This window comes from Martelella sp. FLE1502 (assembly GCF_053484255.1).
The window spans coordinates 64,116-86,624 of the sequence record NZ_JBAKFQ010000008.1; the positions used below are offsets into that span (position 1 = coordinate 64,116).

16 protein-coding genes are annotated in these 22,509 nt (G+C 62.9%); 2 read left to right on the forward strand and 14 right to left on the reverse strand.

Going from position 1 to position 22,509, the window contains the following annotated elements; translation table 11 throughout:
• Nucleotides 1–171 precede the first annotated feature (171 nt).
• Nucleotides 172–1,713, forward strand: coding sequence for an acetolactate synthase large subunit (locus V6767_RS09140; protein WP_448473274.1), 1,542 nt, complete (start codon nucleotides 172–174; stop codon nucleotides 1,711–1,713).
• A 44-nt stretch (nucleotides 1,714–1,757) separates the two neighbouring features.
• Here the strand turns inward: V6767_RS09140 and V6767_RS09145 are convergent, their stop codons facing one another.
• The 5 genes from V6767_RS09145 to V6767_RS09165 form a co-directional block, all read right to left on the reverse strand.
• Nucleotides 1,758–2,825: a hypothetical protein gene (locus tag V6767_RS09145; protein WP_448473187.1), complete on the reverse strand. Its 1,068-nt coding sequence runs from the start codon at nucleotides 2,823–2,825 to the stop codon at nucleotides 1,758–1,760.
• 177 nt (nucleotides 2,826–3,002) lie between these two features.
• Nucleotides 3,003–3,461, reverse strand: coding sequence for a tripartite tricarboxylate transporter TctB family protein (locus tag V6767_RS09150; RefSeq protein WP_448473188.1), 459 nt, complete (start codon nucleotides 3,459–3,461; stop codon nucleotides 3,003–3,005).
• Nucleotides 3,454–4,959: a tripartite tricarboxylate transporter permease gene (locus V6767_RS09155; protein ID WP_448473189.1), complete on the reverse strand. Its 1,506-nt coding sequence runs from the start codon at nucleotides 4,957–4,959 to the stop codon at nucleotides 3,454–3,456. Before V6767_RS09155 ends, V6767_RS09150 begins: the two co-directional genes overlap by 8 nt.
• 29 nt (nucleotides 4,960–4,988) lie before the next feature.
• Entirely contained in the window at nucleotides 4,989–5,288 is a 300-nt protein-coding gene (locus V6767_RS09160; protein ID WP_448473190.1) for a UxaA family hydrolase, read from the reverse strand.
• Nucleotides 5,285–6,454 carry a UxaA family hydrolase gene (locus V6767_RS09165; RefSeq protein ID WP_448473191.1) on the reverse strand — a complete coding sequence of 390 codons (1,170 nt, stop codon included), beginning with the start codon at nucleotides 6,452–6,454 and terminating at the stop codon, nucleotides 5,285–5,287. The genes V6767_RS09160 and V6767_RS09165 overlap by 4 nt, the downstream gene beginning before the upstream one ends.
• Nucleotides 6,455–6,713: 259 nt before the next feature.
• Here V6767_RS09165 and V6767_RS09170 point away from each other — a divergent pair, with 259 nt between their 5' ends.
• A complete protein-coding gene (locus tag V6767_RS09170) occupies nucleotides 6,714–7,673 on the forward strand; it encodes a LysR family transcriptional regulator (RefSeq protein WP_448473192.1) in 960 nt (319 codons plus the stop codon).
• Here the strand turns inward: V6767_RS09170 and cysG are convergent.
• The 9 genes from cysG to V6767_RS09215 form a co-directional block, all read right to left on the reverse strand.
• Nucleotides 7,670–9,157: a siroheme synthase CysG gene (cysG, locus tag V6767_RS09175; protein ID WP_448473193.1), complete on the reverse strand. Its 1,488-nt coding sequence runs from the start codon at nucleotides 9,155–9,157 to the stop codon at nucleotides 7,670–7,672. The two genes, V6767_RS09170 and cysG, sit on opposite strands and share 4 nt — an antisense overlap.
• Nucleotides 9,158–9,167: 10 nt before the next feature.
• Nucleotides 9,168–9,503 carry a nitrite reductase small subunit NirD gene (gene nirD, locus V6767_RS09180; protein ID WP_448473194.1) on the reverse strand — a complete coding sequence of 112 codons (336 nt, stop codon included), beginning with the start codon at nucleotides 9,501–9,503 and terminating at the stop codon, nucleotides 9,168–9,170.
• A 10-nt stretch (nucleotides 9,504–9,513) separates the two neighbouring features.
• Nucleotides 9,514–11,961 carry a nitrite reductase large subunit NirB gene (gene nirB, locus V6767_RS09185; protein ID WP_448473195.1) on the reverse strand — a complete coding sequence of 816 codons (2,448 nt, stop codon included), beginning with the start codon at nucleotides 11,959–11,961 and terminating at the stop codon, nucleotides 9,514–9,516.
• A 5-nt stretch (nucleotides 11,962–11,966) separates the two neighbouring features.
• Nucleotides 11,967–13,733, reverse strand: a complete 1,767-nt coding sequence (locus V6767_RS09190; protein ID WP_448473196.1) for an ABC transporter ATP-binding protein — start codon at nucleotides 13,731–13,733, stop codon at nucleotides 11,967–11,969.
• Nucleotides 13,734–13,741: 8 nt separating this feature from the next.
• Entirely contained in the window at nucleotides 13,742–14,818 is a 1,077-nt protein-coding gene (locus V6767_RS09195) for an ABC transporter permease (protein WP_448473197.1), read from the reverse strand.
• 41 nt (nucleotides 14,819–14,859) lie between these two features.
• The gene (locus V6767_RS09200) at nucleotides 14,860–16,233 is read right to left on the reverse strand and encodes a CmpA/NrtA family ABC transporter substrate-binding protein (RefSeq protein ID WP_448473198.1); all 1,374 of its coding nucleotides are present in this window, start codon (nucleotides 16,231–16,233) and stop codon (nucleotides 14,860–14,862) included.
• Nucleotides 16,234–16,712: 479 nt separating this feature from the next.
• Nucleotides 16,713–17,933 carry a CmpA/NrtA family ABC transporter substrate-binding protein gene (locus tag V6767_RS09205; RefSeq protein WP_448473199.1) on the reverse strand — a complete coding sequence of 407 codons (1,221 nt, stop codon included), beginning with the start codon at nucleotides 17,931–17,933 and terminating at the stop codon, nucleotides 16,713–16,715.
• Between the two features lie 2 nt (nucleotides 17,934–17,935).
• A complete protein-coding gene (locus V6767_RS09210; protein ID WP_045679664.1) occupies nucleotides 17,936–18,526 on the reverse strand; it encodes an ANTAR domain-containing response regulator in 591 nt (196 codons plus the stop codon).
• Nucleotides 18,527–18,547: 21 nt separating this feature from the next.
• Nucleotides 18,548–22,348, reverse strand: coding sequence for a molybdopterin-dependent oxidoreductase (locus V6767_RS09215; protein WP_448473200.1), 3,801 nt, complete (start codon nucleotides 22,346–22,348; stop codon nucleotides 18,548–18,550).
• Nucleotides 22,349–22,509 lie beyond the last annotated feature (161 nt).

The following is a 22,509-nucleotide window of genomic DNA, read 5'->3' on the forward strand; positions in this document are numbered from 1 at the left end:
GCGATGATTGACATGAACGGTGGAAGACATAACGTCCTCCTATCACTTGAGAGAAAAAGCCAGCCTTCATCGATCACCGATCCGACGATAAGCTGCGTTTCCTCATTGAACCCGGCAAACTATGAACGCATCAGGTAAGCATGGAGGAAGTTTATGGCCACAGGATCTGAGATGAACGGCGCCGAAAGCCTCGTGCACACGCTAAAGAAATCAGGCGTGGACACATGCTTCGCCAATCCGGGCACGAGCGAGATGCATTTCGTCGGCGCACTCGACCGGATACCGGGCATGCATTGCGTTCTCGGCCTTCAGGAAAATGTCGTGACCGGCATGGCGGATGGCTACTTCCGGATTGCCGGAAAACCCGCCTGCACGCTGCTTCACTGCGGCCCCGGCCTCGCCAACGGCATGGCCAACCTGCACAATGCCAGACGCGCCCGCGCCGGCATCGTCAACATTGTCGGCGACCAGGCGACCTATCATCGCCCCCTCGATGCCCCCCTGACAGCGGATACCGAAGGCATGGCGCGGACCGTTTCCCATTGGGTGCGCACGAGCACGGAGGCGCGCGATGTCGGCCGCGATGCAGCCGCCGCAGTGCAGGCGGCAAACGCGCAGCCTGGCCAGATCGCGACGCTGATCCTTCCGGCGGACGCCTCATGGAACATGGGCGGGGTGGTTGCCGAGCCGCTTGCCGTGCCGCCGCCCCCGCCGGTCGATCCGCACGCGGTCGAGACGGCGGCGCGAATCCTGCGCACTGAAAAGAACGTGCTGCTCCTGCTTGCCGATCAGGCGACGCTGGAGCCCTCGCAAGAGCTTGCCTGGCGAATTGCCCAAGCAACCGGCGCCGATCTTCTAGGCGGATACACGAACGGCCATTTGCAGCGCGGACGTGGCCGCGTCCAGCTGGAGCGCGTTGCCTATGTCGTCGACGAAGCGATCGCGATGCTCGCCAGGTACGACCATATCATTCTGGTGAACGCCACGCCGCCGGTCGGCTTCTTCGCCTATCCTGGCAGGCCCTCGCTGCAGTATCCCCCGACCGCGCAACTGCATGTCCTGTCGCGGTTTGACCAGGATTCGGAGGCGGCGCTTCAAGCGCTTGTCGACGAACTCGGCGCGCCAAAAGCCGCCATTCCCGATCCCGGCCCCCTTCCAGATGTCGCCACAGGCGCACCCACGCAGGAAGGGCTGGCGCGCACGCTCGCGGCGCTGATGCCGGAGGGGGCCATCATCTCGAATGAAAGCATCTCGTACGGACGGGATTTCGAGCGGTTCACCCACGCCGCACCCGCGCATGACTGGCTCAATCTCGGCGGTGGGGCGATTGGCGACGGACTTCCGGTTGCCACCGGAGCGGCGATAGCCGGCAAGGGCGAGCGGCGCGTGATCAGCCTGCAGGCCGACGGTTCGGCAATGTATTCCCTGCAATCCCTGTGGACGCAGGCGCGGGAAAACCTGCCCTGCACCACGATCCTGCTCAACAACCGGAAATACAATATTCTCATCGCGGAATACGCCAATGTCGGCGCCATGCCAGGGCCGACCGCCATGAGCATGCTGGACCTCTCAAGACCGGACATCAACTGGGTGCAGCTCGCCAATGGCATGGGCGTCGAGGCGGCGCGCGCGACAACGCTTGAACAATGCGCCGATCTGATGCGGCAAAGTTTCAAACAAAACGGCCCGTTTCTGATCGAACTGATGATCTGACGAATCCTGCCGGACGCATCTTAAGACGCGTCCGGCGTATCGGTCTATTTGAAATAGACCGGGGCGATCTCCTTTAGAACCTCGACAACATCGGGCGATTTGAAGCCGTCATAAAGGGCGTCGAGCATTTTCCGCGTGCCCGCCTCTCCGGTGAACGGTCGCAGGGCGGTCTGCATGTTCTCCACGGCCTTCGCGTATTCGGGATCGGCCGCGGCCTTGGCGATGGCATCCTGCCAGGCGGTTACATATTCCTGCGGCGTTCCGGGCGCGAGGACATAGATCATCTGTGCGGCGGCCGCCTGATTGAAGGCCGAAAACAGCTTGTATTTCGGCGTGTCGAGCACCTCGGGCGCATATTCGCGCACCATCGTATCGAAGGTCGGCGCATCGATCGCCGGTTCCGGATCAAACCTGTCGCCGTTCGGAATGCCGACCTGGCCGAAAGGCCTGACGGATCCCGTTTCGGCAATGGCCGTGCTCTGGACGGCGTAATAGTCGCCGTTGAGGCTCGTGACGTTCGTTTCGCCCTGTGTGACCGACTGAACCATATTGCCGGCCAGCCGGTAGCCGCCGATGATGTTGACCTTCGCGCCGAAGATATTGGCGAATACGGCGAAGCGGCTGGCGTTCTCGCTGGCCGGAGAGGTGGCGCTGAAAAGCAACGGCTTCGGCGTGTGGGCGAGATCGGTCGGCTTCGACACGTTCATGTCATCGCGTATGAGAACGACGGTGTTGACCGGTTGGCTTCCCGCGATTGCGAGATCGCGCAGATCGAAGTCGAAGTCGTTGACGGTCACCCACCTGACCGGCATCGAGTTGCACAGGCAGATTTCCATTCCGTCAGGCGACGAGGAATTGTGCATATAGTTACCGGCCTGAATGCCCGCCGCACCCGGTTTCGGTTCGACGACGACGGTTGGCTGTCCCGGCAGATATTTCTGAATGAAGGGCGCAATGGTGCGGGCGAAGAGATCCGTGGATCCGCCGGCGCCGTAGTTCTGGATAATGCGCACGGTCTTGCCGGAAAAATCCACATCCGAGGCCCCCGCAGGTCCCGCCATGGACAATATGGCAAGGACGCCCGATACCGTAGCAATCAGATTCAGCTTCATTTTTTCCTCCTCCTTGGGTGCACGAGACTGTTCAATCAGCAACCGGTGCACACGGTCGCCTTGGGAAGCAGCGCTTATCCTCCCTGCACCGCTTTCCCGAGTATTCCGGTTTTGGGCCGATGCGAGGCGAACAGGTTCCTCTTCAAGCTCGTCGCACCGGTCCCACGCCTCTTTCCGCTAGGTGAAGAGGAACCATGGCTCTGGAAGCGGAAGACGAAGCACCCGCTCCACAACGACCAGCAGAAAGACCAGCGTCGCAGCGGACGCGATCAATGCCGTCGTCCATCGCTCGCCATGCGCAAGCATGTAGCTCAGCACAAAGACGGGCGCGGCGGCAGGAAAACCGAAGGCGATCGCCCCGGCGAAGAACGCGCCGATCCAGGTCGCGTACCGCAATGTCAGCCCGAGCGGCAGCTGTTCCCCCTCCGTCATAGGAGAAGCGCTACCGGATTGCGGCAGAAGCGTATGCGCTATGCCGCATGCGAGCATCACCACGCAATTGAAGATCGGGAAGCTTGCGGCCATCGTCTCCCAGCTCAACGCGCTGATCAGTGCGACGACTGCAAGCGCCGACAGCGCTATGCCGAACCACCATGAAACATCCCGAAATCTGCTACTCCGAACCGGTTCACGCATCGGCGCCGCCTCCGCGGATTTGCGCGCGCCCCCGCGCCCGTCGAACCAGCATCGTCAGCAGGAAGGCCAGCATCACGACAAGGGTGGCGAGAACGATCGGCCGTTGCCAGAGCCACGATGCGCCATAGACCTGAACGGAGATGAAGAAATTCGGCTCGGCAATCTCGCCCAGCACCATGCCGATCAGCAGCGGCACGCGCGGCCAGTCATAGGCCTTCATGAAAAGCCCGAGAGCGCCGAACACGGCAAAGGCGACAAGATCGCCGAACGAATTGCTCGCAAAGGTCGCGCCGATCGCCATGAAGGCGATGATCAGCGGCGCGATGATGGATGCCCGCACCTGGCAGAGCTTTACGATATAGCGCTGAAGCACAAGGCAGAGGATCGCGACCACGATATTGGCGAGGATCACCGTCCACAGCATCTGGAAGGTGAGCGGCAGCTGCTCGTTGAGCATCGCGCTGCCCGGCCGCAGGCCGACGATGAGGAAGACGCCAAGCATCACCGCCATCGATGCATTGCCGGGAATACCGAGCGCGACGGTCGGGATGATTGCGCCCGGCTTCTGCGCCGTGGTCGCCGCCTCCGCCGAAAGCACGCCGCGAATATCGCCCTTGCCGAACTGCGACTTGTCGCGCGCCGACTGCACCGCATGGGAATAGCCGAGCCACTCGGCGGCCGATCCGCCGAGCCCCGGAATGACGCCGCATATGCCGCCGATAATCGAGCATCGCACAACCAGCCAGCCATGCCGTATCGTGTCCCTCAGCCCAGCGGCCGCGCCGCCCACGGCGGAAAACGAGTGGGCGATCGGCGAGCGGCGGATCATCAGTTCCATCACCTCAGGCACCGCGAACAGGCCGAGCGCCACGGGCACGATCGGCATCCCGTCCTCCAGGTAATAGGTGCCGAGCGTATAGCGGTGATCGCCCGTGGAACCGGCAATGCCGATGCACGAGATCAGCAGACCCGCCGAGGCGACCATCAGCCCGCGCGGCAGATTGGGACCGACAAGCGATGCCGCCATGACCAGCCCCATCATCGCCAGCATGAAGAATTCAGGCGAGCCGAAGGAATTGATGATCGGCCGGATGACCGGCAGCAGCACCAGGAAGATCGCCGAAAACACGATCGTGCCGACGATGGAGGCAAAATAGGAGGCCGACAGGGCGCGACCCGCCTCGCCGCGCTTGGCCATGGGATAGCCATCGAGATAGGTCGCCTGCGCCGCCGACGTGCCGGGAATGCCGAGCAGAACCGCCGGAATGGCGTCGGTCTGGGTGGTGACGGCATACATGCCGAGCAGGAAGGAGAACGCCACCTCGGGCGGTTGTCCAATTGCAAACGGCAGCAACAGCCCCATGCCGGTCAAGCCGGAGAGCCCGGGAATGAGTCCGAAGAACATCCCCGCGATAATGCCGACGAACGTCCAGGCGAGGACCTTTACGGTGAATATCGTGCTCAGCCCAAGAAACAGCGCTCCAAAAATGTCCTCCATTACCCGCCCCCTCCACGCGGCGATGAAACTCAGCTTACGCCATAGCGCACGCTCTTGATGTTATGGGTGTGCAGATGGCAGCCCGCGCGGACATCCGCCGTGGTAATCCCGATCGCCTCCCCGCCCTTGATAACCAGCGTCTGGTCCGCAAGCGGGCGGACCGTGAATTTGTGGTAGCGCGGAATAACCTCACTGATCTCCACTTGCCGGTAGCCATCGGAGGTCTTGATCTTCGCGATGTCTCCGGGCGCAAGCGGCGTCAGGGCAAGCGCCACGTGATCGTCACTGTCGAGCATCAGCCCCGAATAGGGTGCCGCTTTTTCGGTCATAGCGATTCTCCGCATCTGCTGATGGTTTCAGAACCCTCGGACAGGATTTCACCGAATGTTGCGGTCCCGGAGGCCACCTCGGCGATGCGCGCCAGGAGCAACTGCGTCGCCTCGGCAAAACCCATCGTTCCCGTCAGAATGGGACTGGCGTCGAAATCGATCTGCTCAGTCAGGTTGGCGCAGGTATCGGCATTGGCCGAGACCTTGACCGTCGGCGCCAGGAGGCTGACATAATTGTTTCCCGGACCGGTGGTGAACAGGATCATATGCGCGCCGGCCGCGACGAATCCGGAGAGCGATTCAGTGCTGTAATAGGGCTGATCCATCAGCCACACGCCCGGCCCCTTCGGCGCCTCACCCTGCAGCAGCAGCCCCTGGAGGGGCGTCGAACCGGTTTTCCTGACGGCGCCGAGCGATTTCTCCTCAAGCGTGGACAGGCCCATCGATATGTTGACGGGTCCGGGATTCGTGCCGATCAGGTCGATGCCGGCGGCGGCGGCGCGCTCTATCCGCCGGTTTATCGCATCCTGCACGTCCTGCATGACGCCTGTCGTCTTCGCGCGTTTTTCCAGAAGATGCTCCGCGCCGAACCATTCCATCGTCTCGCCGGCGATGACCCGTCCCCCCGCACCGGCAACGGCATCGGCGACATGGCCCAGCAACGGGTTGGACGCAATGCCCGAGGTCGTATCGGATCGCCCGCACTCGACCCCGATGCATAGATCGGACAGGTTTGCCGGACTGCGACGCGCGGTCGACAATTGCTGCAGAAAATGCGCGCCGGCCCGGACGGCAGCGTCGGTCAGGCGCAGGCTGTCGTGGCCGAAAGCGTCCAGCACCAGCATCTCGACCGGACGCCCGCTTGCGGCGATCTTGTCGCGAAACCTCTCGGCTTCGGGAAAATTGCAGCTGATTACCAGCACCGCGCCGACATTCGGGTGCAGCGCGAAGCCTTCCAGCATGCGGTAGCGCAGTTTCGCATCCTCGGCGATGATGCCGCCGGTATAGGCCGTGGTAATGACCTTGGCTTGCTTCAGGATCATCCCGACCCGCTGCGCGATCGGAACCGTCAGCCCCGAGATCGACAGGATCAGCAGATCGTTGCGAAGCGCTATCGAACCGTCCGGCCTGCGATAGGCGTCAAAGTGGTGATGATCAGTTGTCATGATACGCGATCCTGATCTCAGAGTGTGCTTCAATCGTCATTGTGTCCTCCATTCACGCTCGCCGCCGCGACCATGATGCCGGCTGCAGCCGCTTCGCCGCGTCATCCGGCTAGCTGCTCCTGTCACGAGGAAGGTCGGCAGCGCTTTACCTCAACCCTTAGGTTTACACCTCCCGATATGACAACTGTAAGTCCAATTTTTGACACGCTCGAGTGAAAATGAATAGACGTATATTCTTCTCAAGTGATACGATTTCTTTATGCAGAGAAACCAGATCTACATCGACCGCCTGCGCATTCGTCACCTCAAGCTTCTGGAGATGATCGAAAGCCACGACTCCCTGCGCACGATTGCGGAGGTGCTGAACACCAGCCAGCCGGCCCTGTCGCAACTGGTGCGTGATCTGGAGAACGCCTTTGACGCCTCGCTGGTCAAACGGTCCGCGCGCGGCGTGAGCCTGACGCCCGCCGGACGCCTCGCTTTGCAGCGCGTCCGCCAGGCCGTTGCCGCACTCGACCACCTCTCCGAGGAACTTGAAGTCGGCAAGATCCCTGTTCTCAGGATCGGAACGAACCCGGTTCTCCTGCATGACGAGGCATTCCCGACCGCCTTCGCCAATATGTTCGCCGAGGGCGCAACCCTGCGCTACAAGATCAGCTCCGCCCGGGAAAGATTGATGGTGCAGGCCTTGGAGGACGGCGAGATCGACTGCTATCTGGGCATCGTCAACTGGGACAAGATGCCCGCGCAGGCTGCCGCCAATCTCAGCTACGAATCGCTTGGCCGCACGCCGCTGACGATCATCTGCAATCGTGAGCATCCACTGCTTGCCCGCGACCCGCTGCCGGCAAGCGCGTTGCTCGAATGGCAGTGGGCCCTGCAGCCGGACGGCTCCTACCACCGCAATCTCCTGGAAAACGCCTTCCGCAGCCTCGACCTTCAAACGCCCGAACCGGTGGTCGAAGTGTCAGCCGATCCATTCGCACTGGTCCAGTTGATTGCGCGGACGGAAATGCTGTCCTGCATTCCCGATACGACCATTGCGCGGTCAGGATCCGAGGGTCTGGTAAGACGCCTTTCGCCCGCCGATCTAAAAATCGACGCGAGCAACATCCAGTTCGTCACGCTCGCGCAGAACCGAAACTTCGAACCGCTCAACCAGCTCTACCGACATCTCAAGGCGACGTTTTCCCCATCTCCGGGCGAAAAGGTGACCTAACCGATCATCACCGGTGATGAATGCGCACCGTCGACAATACGCTGAAACAATATCCGCGCGTCGGAGGTCTTGTGGCTCACCGCCGTGTTCCGCGCGAAGACCTTGCCGACTCCGAACAAGACGGGGTTGTCGTAGCCGATTTCCGCCATGCCCTCGGCCAGGGTGACAAGCGTGCCATGCCAGCGTTTCTCATCCGGGCGGCTGATGTTGGCGGCGATCAGGACCGGGGTTTCCGGTGGCAGGCCTTCGGCGATCAGCCGTGCGCTGATTTCGCCGGCGGTGCGGCCGCCCATGTAGAACATTGTCGTGGTCGTCGGGTCGGCGATGGCGCGCCAGTCGATATCCTCCGGCAACACGCCCTTTTTCGAGTGCCCGGTGACGAAGCGCACCGATTGGGCGCAGTCGCGGTGGGTGAGCGAAGTCGTCGTGCCGGCGGCAAGCGCGCTTGCGGCGGTAATGCCGGGGATGACGGAGACGGGAATGCCCGCATCGCGAAGGGCGGCAATTTCCTCGCCGGACCGCCCGAAGACCGAGGGATCGCCCGATTTCAGCCGCACGACGCGCTTTCCGGCCCGCGCCAGATCGAGCATCATCCGGTTGATATCCTCCTGCCGGCAGCTTGTCCGCCCGCCGCGTTTTCCCACAAGCATGCGCTTCGCCTCGCGCCGCGCCAGTTCGAGGATGTCCGGCGCGATCAGGTCGTCGAACAGGATGACATCGGCCGATTGCAGCGCCCGCATGGCTTTCAGGGTCAGGAGTTCCGGATCGCCCGGCCCTGCCCCGACCAGCGTGACGCTGCCGGTTTGCGGCGATGCCGCGATCTTCGTCGCACGCGTCATAAGCCGTTCCGCCGAACCCTCGTCGGGGCGGCCGGCAAAGCTGAGGTCGACAAATTGCTCCCAGAAGGCCCGGCGCGGGCCGCCCGGTTGCAGCCTCTGGCCAATGGCATCGCGCAGGGATGCGGCAAGGCCCGCCCATTCGGCAAGGGCCTTGGGCAGCAGCGTTTCGATCCGCCGCCGGATCGCCTGTCCCAGGATCGGCGCGGCACCGTCCGTGGAAATGCCGACCACGACCGGCGAGCGGTTGACGATCGAGCTGAACTGGAAATCGCAATAGGCCGGTTTGTCGATGACATTGACCGGCACGCCTTCCGCCTTCGCTCTTGCCCGGAAGGCCTGCGCCTCCGCGTCGTTCTCGCAATCGCCCAGCGCCAGCTCAAACGCCGTCCAGTCGGCCGCCGACCAATGCGCGCCGGAAAGGTGCACCCGGCCATCGGCTTCGAGCGAAAGCAGCGCCTCTTCGGCGGCCTCGCAACCCAGAAAGACCGTGACGTCGGCCCCGGCGGCGGCCATAAGTTCTGCCTTCCAGGCGGCGGCATCGCTGCCGCCGGCGACCAGAACCGCCTTGCCCTTCAGCCGGAAAAACAGCGGCAGGACGGCGAGGTCCTCCATGCGGGCGGGTGTTTTTACGCGTGCGGTGGCCATGTTCCCTACCCTATTCCGCCGCCATTGGGAGCGCCGAAAGCGCGATCGAGAGCCGGCCGTTTTCCACACGAACAGGATAGGTCTGCACCTCGCCCTCATCCGCGCCTTGCGCCGTGCCGCTTTCCAGCGAAATCACCATGTTATGCAATGGACACGTCACGGCTCTGCCATGCACCATGCCTTCCGATAACGGCCCGCCCCTGTGTGGGCAGCGGTCGTCGATGGCGAAGACCTCGTCCTCCGCGGTGCGGAACACCGCGATCCGCCCGAAACCTGTGTTGACGCAGCGCGCGCCGCGTTGCGGGATGTCGTCGATATGGCCGATGGCGATGAAATCATTGCTCATGATGGGCTCCTCACTCCGCCGGCTCGGGATGCCCGACCACGGCCATCGGCTTGAATTCATGCTTGTCCTTGCCGGAAACGCGCTCCGACCACGGGTCGACCTGGGCGTATTTCTGGCTCTCGACGAAGCGGTCGAAATAGGCCTTGCGCTTTTCGGCATCGTCCATGATCTGGGCGCGGACCTCGTCATAGCCGATGCGCTTTGCCCATTTGTAGATGCGCTCCAGATAGCGCGCCTGTTCGCGGTACATCTGGGTGAGCGCCACGATATGCTCCAGCGCCTCGTCTTCGGTCTTCACCATGCCGAGCACTTCCGTGCCCCGGATTTCGAGCCCGGCCGCACCCGCGAAATGGATTTCGAAGCCGGAATCGACACAGATCACGCCGATATCCTTGCAGGTTGCCTCGGCGCAGTTACGCGGACAGCCGGAAACGGCGAGCTTGAGTTTGGCCGGCGTCCACGAGCCCCACATGAATTTTTCAAGGCGAACACCAAGCCCGGTGGAATCCTGCGTGCCGAAGCGGCACCAGTCATTGCCGACGCAGGTTTTCACGGTGCGCAGGCCCTTGGCATAAGCTTGGCCGGAGACGAAACCGGCCTTGCCGAGATCGGCCCAGACCGCCGGCAGGTCCTCCTTTTTCACGCCCAGCATATCGATGCGCTGGCCGCCGGTGCATTTGACGGTCGGGATCTCGTATTTGTCGACGACATCGGCAATCGCGCGCAGTTCCTTCGAAGACGTCACCCCGCCCCACATGCGCGGCACCACCGAATAGGTGCCGTCCTTCTGGATATTGGCGTGGACGCGCTCGTTGATGAAGCGCGACTGATAGTCGTCGGCATATTCGCCGGGCCAGTCGCAGACGAGGTAGTAGTTGAGCGCCGGCCGGCACTTGGCGCAGCCGCAGGAGGTCTTCCATTCAAGCTCCTGCATCACGGCGGGAATGGTCTTCAGCCCCTTGGCGCGGATCAGGCGGCGGACATCGTCATGGCCAAGATCGGTGCAGCCGCAGACGGGCTGGACAGCGGCGGGGTTATAGGCATCGCCCAGCGTCAGCGCCATCAGCTGTTCGACGAGCCCGGTGCAGGTGCCGCACGAGGCCGAGGCCTTGGTGTGGGCGCGGACATCGTCGAGCGAGGCCAATCCCTTGTCATTGATGGCGGAGACAATCTTGCCCTTGCAGATGCCGTTGCAGCCGCAGATTTCCGCGTCATCGGGAAGGGCCGCGACGGCCGCCGCCGGATCGGCAGCGCCACCGCCCTGATAGGCCTGGCCATAGATCAGCGTCTCGCGCATTTCGGAAACGTCCGTCCCGCGCTTCAGCATGTCGAAATACCAGGCGCCATCGGCGGTATCGCCATAAAGCACGGCGCCGATCACCCGGTTATCCTGCAGAATCACGCGCTTGTAGACGCCGCGCGTGGCATCGCGCAGCACCACCTCCTCGCGGTCGGGCCCCTCAGCGAAATCGCCGGCGGAAAACAGCTTGATGCCGGTGACCTTCAGCTTGGTGTTGACATGCGAGCCCTTGTATTCGGCCGCACCGCCGGCAAGCCTGTCGGCAAGCACGCCCGCACTTTCATAAAGCGGCGCGACGAGGCCGTAGCAGGTGCCGCGATGCTCGGCGCATTCGCCGAGCGCGAAGATCGAAGGGTCGGAGGTCGCCATGCCGTCATCGATGACAATGCCGCGATTGACCTCAAGCCCGGCATCCTTGGCGAGCGCCGCCGCCGGGCGGATGCCGACCGCCATCACCACCATATCGGCGGAGATGATGCGGCCGTCTTCCAGCTCGACGCCTTCGACCTTGCCATTCCCAAGAATCTGCTTGGTATTGGCCTTGGTGATGATTTCGATGCCGCGATCGTCGAGCGCCTTCTCCAGGAGATAGGCGGCCGCCGGGTCGAGCTGGCGCTCCATGATCGTGTCCATCAGATGCAGCACGGTGACGCTCATGCCGCGCTGCTTCAGCCCATAGGCCGCTTCAAGGCCCAGCAGTCCGCCGCCAATGACGACCGCGTGGCCCTGCCCCGCGGCAATCTTCAGCATGCGGTCAACATCATCCAGATCGCGATAGGCCAGAACGCCGGGCAGATCATGCCCCGGCACAGGAATGATGAAGGGCGCGGAGCCGGTGGCGATCACCAGCCGGTCATAGGAGGCCGTCACGCCGTTCTCGGCGGTGACGGTCTTCGCGTCGCGATCGATCTTCGACACCTTTGCGCCGCGATGCAGCGTCACACCATGGGCTTCATACCAGTCATCGCCATGGATGATGATGTCCTGATAGGTCTTTTCGCCGGAGAGCACCGGCGACAGCATGATGCGGTCGTAGTTCACCCGCGGTTCGGCGTTGAAGATGGTGACGTCATAGAGGCCGGGGGCGCGCTCGAACAGCTCTTCGAGCATGCGGCCGGGGGCCATGCCGTTTCCGATGATGACAAGTTTCTGGGCCATGTTTTCTACTCCGCTGCGACGCGTTTGTTGCAGGTCTGCCGGCTGATGCGCTGGTCGCGCTTCTGCCTGATGGCGGCGAGCTGTTCCTCGGCCGGTTCCGCCCCGCCCTCATAGGCTTCGAGAAACTCCAGCAATTCCTCGCGGTAGCCGTAATAATCCGGGTGGTCGAGCAGCGCTTTTCTGGAGCGTGGGCGCGGCAGGTCGACCTCCATGATGTTGCCGATGCGGGCATTCGGCCCGTTCGACATCATCACCACCCGGTCGGCGAGCAGAATGGCCTCGTCGACATCGTGGGTGACGCAGATGGCGGTGACCTTGGTGCGCGACCAGACCTCCATCAGCACCTCCTGCAGCTCCCAGCGCGTCAGGCTGTCGAGCATGCCGAAGGGTTCATCGAGCAGCAAAAGCTTCGGCGACAGGGCGAAGGCGCGGGCAATGCCGACGCGCTGGCGCATGCCGTTCGACATATCGGCCGCCGGCCGGTGCATGGCATCGCCAAGACCGACGCGCTCGAGATAGTATTCGACGATATCGCGGCGCTCGGCGGGGCTTGCCTTCGGATAGACCCGGTCAACGCCGAGGGCGACATTCTCGCGCGCCGTCAGCCATGGCATCAGCGAGGGGGCCTGAAACACCACGGCGCGATCCGGCCCGGCGCCGGAGATCTCGCGGCCATCGAGGATAATGCCCCCGGCATTGATCGGGTTCAGCCCCGCCGCCATGGAGAGCACCGTCGATTTTCCGCAGCCGGAGTGGCCGATCACGGAAATGAACTCGCCCTTCTTCATCTTCAGGTCGAAGCCGTCGACAACGGTCAGCGGGCCCTTCGGCGTCGGATAGATCTTGGTGACGTTGGAAAATTCGACATAGCCACTCTCGATGGCCGACTGCGCCTTTTCCCGGTAGGCCGCCGGCAGAGGCTTGGAAGTCGACTTTATCGAAATCGGCACGACGTTGGGGAGCGTTTCCACCCGTGCGGTGTCCGGCTTGGCGCTGACGCCGACGTCCATCAGATATTCGGTGATTGACGCGCGCAGGCGGATGAAATCGGGGTCGGAATTCATCGCGGCACGCTCGCGCGGCCGGGCGATATTCACATCGAAGGATGGGCCGAATGTGGCGTTGGGGCCGGGCGTCAGCGGCACGATCCGGTCGGCCAGAAGAATGGCCTCATCAACATCATTGGTGACGAGGATGATGGTCTTCTTCTCTTTTTGCGAGATATCGGCAAGCTCGTCCTGCAGCTTGGCGCGGGTCAGCGCATCGAGCGCCGACAGGGGCTCGTCGAGCAGCAGCAGATCCGGCTGCATGGCGAGTGCGCGGGCGACCGAAACGCGCTGGCGCATGCCGCCTGACAGTTCCGACGGCTTGCGGTCGCGGGCATGTTTCAGGCCCACCATCGCCACATACCAGTCGACGAGCGCGGCCCGTTCCTTTGCCGGTTTGTCCCGATGCACGGCATCGACGGCGAGCCGCACATTGGCCTCCACCGAAAGCCAGGGCATCAGCGCATAGTTCTGGAACACGATGCCGCGCTTCGGCGACGGGCCTTCTACCGGCGCGCCGCGAAACAGGATTTCGCCGCTGTCCGGCTTTTCAAGCCCGGCGAGCATCGACATCAGCGTCGTCTTGCCCGCGCCGGAAAAGCCGAGGATCGCGATGAACTCGCCTTCCTGCACATCGAGCGATATATCGGAAACGACCGGGTTGCGCCTGACGCCTTCGCCAAAGCCTTTTTCGACGTTTCTGAGCTGAAGAATGGTGTTCATCATTGCCCTCCTTAGCGGTTCGCCGAATAGGTGAAGGCCGTCTGCAGCGCGAACATCACCCGGTCGAGGAAGAAGCCGATCAGGCCGATCGTGATCACCGCGACCATGATGCGGGCGAGCGAATCCGAGGACCCGTTCTGGAACTCGTCCCAGACGAATTTGCCGAGGCCGGGGTTCTGCGCCAGCATTTCAGCGGCAATCAGCACCATCCAGCCCACACCGAGCGAAAGCCGCATGCCGGTGAAGATCAGCGGCAGCGAGGACGGCAGCACCAGCTTGCGGATTGTTGTCCAGGTGGAAAGCTGCAGCACCTTGCCGACATTGACGAGATCGCGGTCGATCGAGGCGACGCCGAGCGCCGTGTTGATGATCGTCGGCCAGATGGAACAGAGCGTCACCGTGATCGCCGAGATCACCATGGATTTCGGCAGAAGGTCGTTCTGGCTTTCGTAAAGAGCCGCCACGACCATGGTGACAATCGGCAGCCAGGCGAGCGGCGAGACCGGCTTGAACAGCTGGATCAGCGGATTGATCGCGCCCTCGAAGGTCTTCGACAAACCGCAGGCGATGCCGACGGGAACCGCGATCACCGTGCCGATGAAAAAGCCGAGCGCGACCGTCATCAGCGAGGTCCAGATCTGGTCGAAATAGGTCGGCTTGCCGGTATAGGGCCGCACCTTGACGCGGTCAGCGTAGCCCTCGGCGATCAGCATCTGGTTGCGCTCGTCCTGGCGGGCGTAAAATTCTTCGGCCTTCTGCCGTTCGGCAAAATGATCGTCCATCAGCACTTCCGCCTGCTGGAACACCGCCGCCGGGCCGGGGATCGCGCCGAGCGAGGTCTGCACCTTCGGCGCGAGATACGCCCAGGCGGCAAGAAAGGCGAGGATGCCGATGAGCGGAACCAGCAGCATCTGCTTCAGATCCGCCCATTGTTCCGACGGCGTGTCGCCGGCGGCAAGCTTTAAAAGCGGCACGACGAAGCCGAGGCCGAAGGGGGCGAGCACCTTGCCCGCCCGGTTGATCCGGGCGATGCGCCGTTCGCGGCGGGCGGCGATTTCGGGGTCCAGAATGTCCGTTGCAATGGTCATGACGTCTGAGCCTTTCTTGTCCGTGCCGGTTTCAATCGCGCTCAGCGGCCGGCGATCTTGTTGCCGTCGATCACCTCATCGCCCTTCAGGCCGATCGGGAAGCTTTCGAGATAGGCGTTGGGGTGGCGGCCGTCATAGGTCACGCCGTCGATAAACTCATTTGTCGCAGGCTTGTAGCCATCGGTGTCGAAGGGGAAGTCGGCTTCCGTGGCATGGCCCTCGTCGATCAGCTGGCGAGCGGCTTCCAGATAGATATCCGGCAGGTAGACCGAGCGGGCGACCTCGTCATACCAGCCATCTTCCTGCGGCTCGGCGATCTGGCCCCAGCGGCGCATCTGGGTGAGGTACCAGACGGCATCGGAATAATAGGGATAGGTGGCGAAGTGGCGGAAGAAGACGTTGAAGTCTTTGGCCGGGCGCGTGTCGCCCTTCTCATATTCGAACGTGCCGGTCATCGAATTGGCGATCACCTCGGAATCGGCCCCGACATATTCCGGTCGCGAGAGGATCTCGACCGCCTCTTCGCGGTTGGCATTGTCGTTTTCATCCAGCCACATGGCCGCGCGGATCAGCGCCTTGGTCAGTCCCAGCGTCGTCTGCGGATATTTTTGGGTGAATTCCTCGGTCAGGCCGAAGACCTTTTCCGGGTTGTTCTTCCAGATATCGTAGTCGGTGACCACCGGCACGCCGATGCCCTTGAACACGGCCGCCTGGTTCCACGGCTCACCGACGCAATAGCCTTCGATCGTGCCCGCCTCCATCGTCGCCGGCATCTGCGGCGGCGGGGTGACGGAAAGCAGCGCATCGGCCTGGATCTGGCCGGAAATATCGCCCGGCGAATAGTAGCCGGGATTGATGCCGCCGGCCGCCAGCCAGTAGCGCAGTTCGTAATTATGGGTGGAGACCGGGAAGACCATGCCCATCTTGAACGGCTTGCCCTCGGCCTTGTAGGCCTCGACCACCGGCTTCAGCGCATCGGCCTTGATCGGGTGTTGCGGCTTGCCATCGGGACCTGCAGGAATATTTTCCTTCATCCGGTCCCAGACCGCATTCGAAACCGTGATCGCATTGCCGTTCAGATCCATCGAGAACGGCGTGACGATATGCGCCTCGGTGCCATAGCCGATGGTGGCCGCCAGCGGCTGGCCGGCCAGCATATGCGCGCCATCGAGTTCCCCGGTGATCACCCGGTCGAGCAGCACTTTCCAGTTCGCCTGCGCTTCCAGCGTGACGTAGAGCCCCTCATCCTCGAAGAAGTGCATCTCCTTGGCGATCGCCAGCGGCGCCATATCGGTCAGCTTGATAAAGCCGATGGTCAGTTCGTCCTTTTCCGGAAACAGCATTTCGGCATGGGCAGCCGTGGCCGCGAAGTTCAGCGAACAGAGCATGGTGGCAGAGCAAAGGAAATGGCGCATGGCGTTCTCCTGATGGATGGGGAGGATCGAAAAAACGAAAAAAGCCGCCTAACGGTCATCGTGCCAGTTGTGGCACGAATGCGTTGGCGGCGTTGCCTGGCACCCTCCATTGGGCGCCGAATTCTTGAGGCTTATGGAAACACACAATGTCGCATCAGACAAGCGGCATCGGCGGATTTTTGCATAAAAAATGTATTTCATGAAAAACAGACTAAAATTTATGCAAATGCATCCCAGAGGCGCACAAAATACGAGCTTGGATACGCTTTGACAGACCTATCCCTTCTACGGACGTCATCCTCGGGCTTGTCCCGAGGATCTAACCACAGTTCCGCACGAGCGGCGTTGGCGTTTCGTAATGGACTGTATTCAAACAGGCTTTTCATCCGACACGCCTGTCGTGTTGAGACGTGCTTAGATGCTCGGGACAGGCCCGAGCATGACGGAGGTGGCTGGCGCGGGCTTTGTCAGCAGTCTGCTCAGATCGCCGCCTTCTGCTGTTCGATATAGGCGCCCACCTGATCGGGATCGAAGGTCTGCCCGTCGAAAAAGCCGTCGGGACCGAGAATGAGCCCGCCGGCACTCGCGCCCACCGGCGTCGGCGCCTTCAACGCGCCTTCCACCTTCAGGCTGGCCCCTGGCAGCGGCGTGTGCAGCGGCTGCAGCGCCTTGCGGTAGATATCCGGCCGGTAGCTCATTTTCGCGATCTCGGCATTTTCGACGGAGTGATCGCAAAGCCCCCAGCGCACGATCTGGCTGTAGAACCACAGCGCATGGCTCTGCCAGGGGAAGGTCGCGGCCTTGGCGGAGGTCAGGAAGAAATCCTCGACCGTGGTTTGCGCCTTTTCGCTGATCGCCAGCGTGCCGGAGAACAGCGGCTCGAGCATGGCACGGTCGACATCGAGATGGCCCGGCTCGGCGAGGATCGCGGCCAGTTCCGGGTGGTTTTCCGGTTCGGCCGCCCAGCGCGAGGCCCGGTAGAGGCCGCGCAGCAACGCCGCCACGGTCTCCTCGTTGGCCTCCACAAAATCGGCCGGCAGCGCCAGTACCTTCTCCGGGCTCGAACGCCAGATCTTCGCCTTGACGGTGACGATCCGCGCCGCGCCGAGCCGCGCGGCAATCGTGTTCCACGGCTCGCCGGCGCAATAACCGTCGATCCGCCCGGCTTCCACCGCATCCGGCATGAAGGGGGGCGGCAGCACCACGATTTCTATATCCCGGTCCGGGTCAATGCCGTTGGCCGCCAGCCAGTAGCGCAGTTCGAGATTATGCCCGGAAAACACATAGACGACCCCGAAACGCAGCGGCGGCAGGCCCTCAGCCTTTCTCGCCGCAATCACCCGTTTCAGCGCCGCACCCGCCTTTGCCGGATCGAGATCGCTCTCATCGCCCTTAGCTTCCATCGCCGCGCCAAGGGCCGCCGACACCGTCACCGCATTGCCGCCGAGCCCGAGCGCGATTGGCGCCACCAGTTTCGGCGCCAGCGGAAACAGGCCGAGATTGGCGGCGATCGGCATCGGCGCCAGCACATGGGCGGCCTGCAGGCTGCCGACGGCCAGCCGGTCGCGGATCGCGCTCCACGAGGTCTCGCGCGTCAGGCGGACCCTCAGCCCCTCCTCGATGAAAAAGCCCTTCGCCTCGGCCGCCAGAACGATGGCGCTGTCGAGAAGCGGCACAAATCCGATTGAAAGGTCCTGCATCTTCATCTCTCCAGCATCTCGAACGTCATGATCAGGCTCTGCGCCACATCGACAATCTTGCGGTTCTGGTCCATCGCCGTGCGCCGCAGCAGCGCATAGGCCTTTTCCTCATCCATGCCGCGCGATTTCATCAAAAGCGCCTTGGCGCGATCGACAACCTTGCGGTTCTCAAGCTGGCTTTTCGCCGCCTCCAGCTCCTGCGCCATGCGCGAAAAGGCGTTGAAACGGGAGATCGCCATGTCGAGGATCGGCTTCACCCGCTCCTGCTTAAGCCCGTCGACGACATAGGCCGAAACCCCGGCCTCGACGGCGGCATGGATGGTTTCCGCATCCGAACGGTCGACGAACATCGCGATCGGCTTCTTCACCGATCGCGACAGCACGAACAGGCTTTCGAGCATGTCGCGGTTGGGGTTTTCGATATCGATCACGATCACATCGGGCGAAAGCCGCTCGATCGTCCGGGCGACGCCGACCAGTTCCTCAACCACCGTCACATTATGGTGGCCGGCCTTGAGCAGCCCGTCCCTGATGATAGCGGCGCGGATCGCGTTTTCATCGATGACAAGGATCGCCAGATCACTGGTGTTCATGAGGCGGCTTCCGCAATAGATTCAGTAGACATCACGCATATAGCGCTTTTCCCGGGTGAGCGACCTAACGTAGCCCTCGGCCGCCTCGGGCGAAAGCCCGCCATGCGTCCGGGCGATGGTTTTCAGCGATGCATCAACATCCTTTGCCATGCGGCTCGCATCGCCGCAGACATAGAAATGCGCGCCCTCCTGCAGCCACGTCCATATCTCGCGGCCGTTTTCCGCCATGCGGTGCTGGACATATATCTTCTCCGCCTGGTCGCGCGAAAAGGCGGTGTCGAAGCGGGTCAGCAACCCGCCCTTCTGCCAGGCCTCGATTTCGTCGCGATAATAATAGCCGCTGTCGCGCGATTGCTCGCCGAAGAACAGCCAGTTCGGCCCGCCCGCGCCCGCTGCCTCTCGGTCCTGCAAAAAGGCGCGGAACGGCGCGATGCCGGTACCCGGTCCGACCATGATCGCCGGCGTTGCGGGGTCCGCCGGCGGGCGGAAATGCGCCTGTTGCTTCACCGAAACGCGCACCGGCTCGGCCGCCGCCCTGTCGGCCAGAAACGCCGAGGCCACGCCCTTGCGGCTTTTGCCGTGGCGGGCATGGCGCAGCACCGAAACCGTAAGATGAATTTCATCCGGGCTCGCCTTCGGGCTGGAGGCGATCGAATAGAGCCGCGGCTGCAGCTTTTTCAGATGGTCGCAGAAGTCCTGCCCGGCAACGGGTTTCGGCGCGATGGCGAGAATATCGGCGATCTGCCGGCCCCAGAGCCAGTCATTGAGGGCTTTCCGGTTGGCCGAATTTGTCAGCGCCTTCAGCGTTTCATCCCCGCTGAAATCCGCCCACCATTTGAGGAAATCGGGATGCGGCTGACCGATCTCGAAATGATCGCGCAATGCCTCGCCAATGCCGATATCATGGCCATTGATGCCGGAAATCGGCGTTTCCGCCGGCAGTTGCAGAGAGGCCAGGATCTCATCGACAAGCTCGGGACAGTTGCGCGGCATGATGGAAAGCGCATCGCCCGCCTCGTAATCCGCCGCACCATCGACCCGGAACCCGAACTGGCGCACCTCCTTGGCGCTGCCGGACCCGCTCAGAAGCCGGTTGACGCTGAGCCTGGCCGCAACGGGCTGCGGCGGTTTGCGCCCATTGGATCGGCCAGCGGTTTCCGAAGCCGCCGCGCCATTCGAACGCCCGGAAAGCGCGGCCATCGCCGCAGCAACCGCGTCCCCCTCCTCGCCCGCATCCAGCGCGCGGCAGGCCGCCAGACGCACGCCGCCGAGCACTTCGAGCCGGGCATCCAGTTTCCGGCCGAAGCCGCAGAACTGGTCATAGGAACTGTCGCCCATCGCCACCACGGCATAACGCAGCCCCTCCAGTTGGGCCGCGTCATCGCGGCGAAGCGCCGTCCAGAAATCGGCGGCATGATCGGGCGGATCACCATCGCCAAAGGTGCTGACGATGAAGAGCACCGGGTCTTTGGTCAGAAGGTCATCCGGTGAAACCGCATCAAGCGGGCGCAACGCGGCGCGATAGCCCGCCGCGCCAAGCGCGTCGAAAAGATCGGCGGCCGCCATTTCCGCCGTTCCGGTCTGCGAGGCGAAGAATACGGAAACAGCGGGCTTTGACGGGTCCGCATCCGGCTGCGCGTCCTTGCCTTCCGCCAACACCGGCACGGCCTCGACATCGCCCCGCGCATCCACCGGCGCATCGGGCTCGGCCGCCGCCACGCGGGCGAGCGAAACCGCCGTCACCTTGAATTCCGGCTGAAGCGATATCGGATCGACAGCATCGCCGGTCACTGCATTCACCGCCAGATCCTCGCCGAACACATCGTTCCAATGAAACGGCGCGAACAACGCGCCCGGGGAAACCCGATCGGTGACGATGGCGGGCAGCACCGCGCTGCCATGGCGCGAGGTGACGGACACCCGGTCGTTGTCGCCGATCTCCAGCGCCTCCGCATCGGCCGGATTGATCTCGACGAAGGGCGCGGCGTTGAGCTTGTTCAGCCGGGCGACCTTGCCGGTCTTGGTCATCGTGTGCCACTGGTGCTGCAGTCGGCCGGTGTTGAGAATGAACGGGTAATCGCCATCCGGCATTTCGCGCGGACCGACATGCGGCCGCGGCCAGAATTTCGCCCGGCCGCTTTCGGTGGCAAATTTCAATCCCGCGTCAGGCACGCGATAGCGGATCGGGTTGCGCGTGGTTTGCAAAGCCTCGGTTGCCGGCCACTGGATACTGCCTTCGCGTAGACGTTCATGCGTGACCCCGGAAATATCATAGCCGGTCGCGGGATTGGAAAACTGCCGGATTTCCTCGAACACCTCCGACGCGCTCTCATAGCTGAAGGCCGCCTCGTAGCCCATGGCGCAGGCCACTTTCGCGATGATCTGCCAGTCCGGCAGCGCTTCGCCCGGCGGTTTCGCGGCGGCGGCCGTCAGCGCCATGTTGCGTTCCGAATTGACCATCACGCCATCGGCCTCGAAGGAGACCGCCGCCGGCAGAAGGATATCGGCATAGGGCGTGGTTTCGGTTTCGGCATAGGCATCCTGCAACGCGACGAATTCGGCCCGTTCAAGCGCCGCCGTCGCCGTCTTGCGGTTGGCGACGCTTGCCACCGGATTGGTGCAGATGATCCAGGCTGCCCTGATGTCGCCCGCCGCCATCGCCTCGAACATGTCGATGGTGCCGGTTCCTTCCTCGGCACGGATGGTGCCGGGCGCGATGCCCCAGCGCGCCTCGCAAAAGCGCCGGTCGGCCTCCACCAGCGCTGAGCGCTGCCCCGGCAGGCCGGGCCCCATATAACCCATCTCGCGCCCGGCCATGGCATTCGGCTGCCCGGTAAGCGAGAACGGCCCGCTACCGGGCCGACAGATCTTTCCCGTTGCCAGATGCAGATTGCAGATCGCATTGGTGTTGAACGTGCCCTGGACCGACTGATTGAGCCCCATGGTCCACAGCGTCATGAATTCGCCGGCGGCAAGCACCATGTCGACCGCCGCCCTGATCTCCTCCAAGGTGAGGCCGGTAATCGCCGCAACCCGCTCCGGCGGATAGTCGGCGAGAAAGGCGGGCATTTCCGACCAGCCCTCCGTATGGGTGTCGATAAAGGCCTGATCGACGCCGCCCGCTTCGACAATCAGATGCAGGATGCCATTCAACAGCGCGAGGTCGGATCCGGGTTTCGGCGCAAGATGCAGATCGGCCTTCTCGGCGGTGGCCGTGCGGCGCGGATCGACGACGATCAGCTTCGCGCCCGCTTTCACCCGGTCCATCATCCGCAGGAACAGGATCGGGTGACAGTCGGCCATGTTCGAGCCGATCACAAGGAACAGATCAGCTTTCTCGATATCGTCATAGGACCCCGGCGGCGCGTCCGCGCCAAGAGACAGCTTGTATCCGGACCCGGCGCTTGCCATGCAAAGACGTGAGTTGGACTCGATATGGCGCGTGCGCAAGAAACCCTTGGCGAGTTTGTTGGCAAGATACTGCGCCTCCATCGACATCTGGCCGGAGACATAGAGCGCAACCGCGTCCGGCCCGTGCGCATCGGCAATGGCGCGCAGCCTTCTGGCTGTTTCGGCGATTGCCGCATCGATGGATACTGCTTCCGGCGCAACGCCCGCGCCCCGGACCAGCGCGGTTTCGAGACGTCCGGGCGCGGCGATTGCCTCATGCGCGGTCTTGCCCTTGGTGCAGAGCCGCCCGCGATTGGACGGATGGTCCTTGTCGCCGGAAAGCCTGACAATCCGCCCGTCCTCGACATCGAGCACCACGCCGCAGCCGACGCCGCAATAGGGGCAGATGCTTTTGACGGTTTCTACGCCCATCGCCACCCCCTGCCTTGCAGAGCGCCGACGTTTGACAGGAACCGGAGATGACGCGCAGAATGGATCACATGCCGGGGTGGCATCGGCTTTCCTCGCTGTCTAAAATGAAAACAAAAAAGCCGCGGCATCGTTCGAAGCGCTCCCTTTCAAGGAAACGGTTC

Excerpts from the sequence above, each read along its gene's own strand:
- V6767_RS09140 (WP_448473274.1), top strand. The coding sequence starts at position 172 with ATGAACGGCGCCGAAAGCCTCGTGCACACGCTAAAGAAATCAGGCGTG.
- V6767_RS09170 (WP_448473192.1), top strand. The coding sequence starts at position 6,714 with ATGCAGAGAAACCAGATCTACATCGACCGCCTGCGCATTCGTCACCTC.
- V6767_RS09160 (WP_448473190.1), bottom strand. The coding sequence starts at position 5,288 with ATGACCGAAAAAGCGGCACCCTATTCGGGGCTGATGCTCGACAGTGAC.
- cysG (WP_448473193.1), bottom strand. The coding sequence starts at position 9,157 with ATGGCCACCGCACGCGTAAAAACACCCGCCCGCATGGAGGACCTCGCC.
- V6767_RS09145 (WP_448473187.1), bottom strand. The coding sequence starts at position 2,825 with ATGAAGCTGAATCTGATTGCTACGGTATCGGGCGTCCTTGCCATATTG.
- V6767_RS09155 (WP_448473189.1), bottom strand. The coding sequence starts at position 4,959 with ATGGAGGACATTTTTGGAGCGCTGTTTCTTGGGCTGAGCACGATATTC.
- V6767_RS09195 (WP_448473197.1), bottom strand. The coding sequence starts at position 14,818 with ATGACCATTGCAACGGACATTCTGGACCCCGAAATCGCCGCCCGCCGC.
- V6767_RS09205 (WP_448473199.1), bottom strand. The coding sequence starts at position 17,933 with ATGCAGGACCTTTCAATCGGATTTGTGCCGCTTCTCGACAGCGCCATC.
- V6767_RS09215 (WP_448473200.1), bottom strand. The coding sequence starts at position 22,348 with ATGGGCGTAGAAACCGTCAAAAGCATCTGCCCCTATTGCGGCGTCGGC.
- V6767_RS09190 (WP_448473196.1), bottom strand. The coding sequence starts at position 13,733 with ATGATGAACACCATTCTTCAGCTCAGAAACGTCGAAAAAGGCTTTGGC.
- V6767_RS09150 (WP_448473188.1), bottom strand. The coding sequence starts at position 3,461 with ATGCGTGAACCGGTTCGGAGTAGCAGATTTCGGGATGTTTCATGGTGG.
- V6767_RS09200 (WP_448473198.1), bottom strand. The coding sequence starts at position 16,233 with ATGCGCCATTTCCTTTGCTCTGCCACCATGCTCTGTTCGCTGAACTTC.
- V6767_RS09210 (WP_045679664.1), bottom strand. The coding sequence starts at position 18,526 with ATGAACACCAGTGATCTGGCGATCCTTGTCATCGATGAAAACGCGATC.
- nirB (WP_448473195.1), bottom strand. The coding sequence starts at position 11,961 with ATGGCCCAGAAACTTGTCATCATCGGAAACGGCATGGCCCCCGGCCGC.
- V6767_RS09165 (WP_448473191.1), bottom strand. The coding sequence starts at position 6,454 with ATGACAACTGATCATCACCACTTTGACGCCTATCGCAGGCCGGACGGT.
- nirD (WP_448473194.1), bottom strand. The coding sequence starts at position 9,503 with ATGAGCAATGATTTCATCGCCATCGGCCATATCGACGACATCCCGCAA.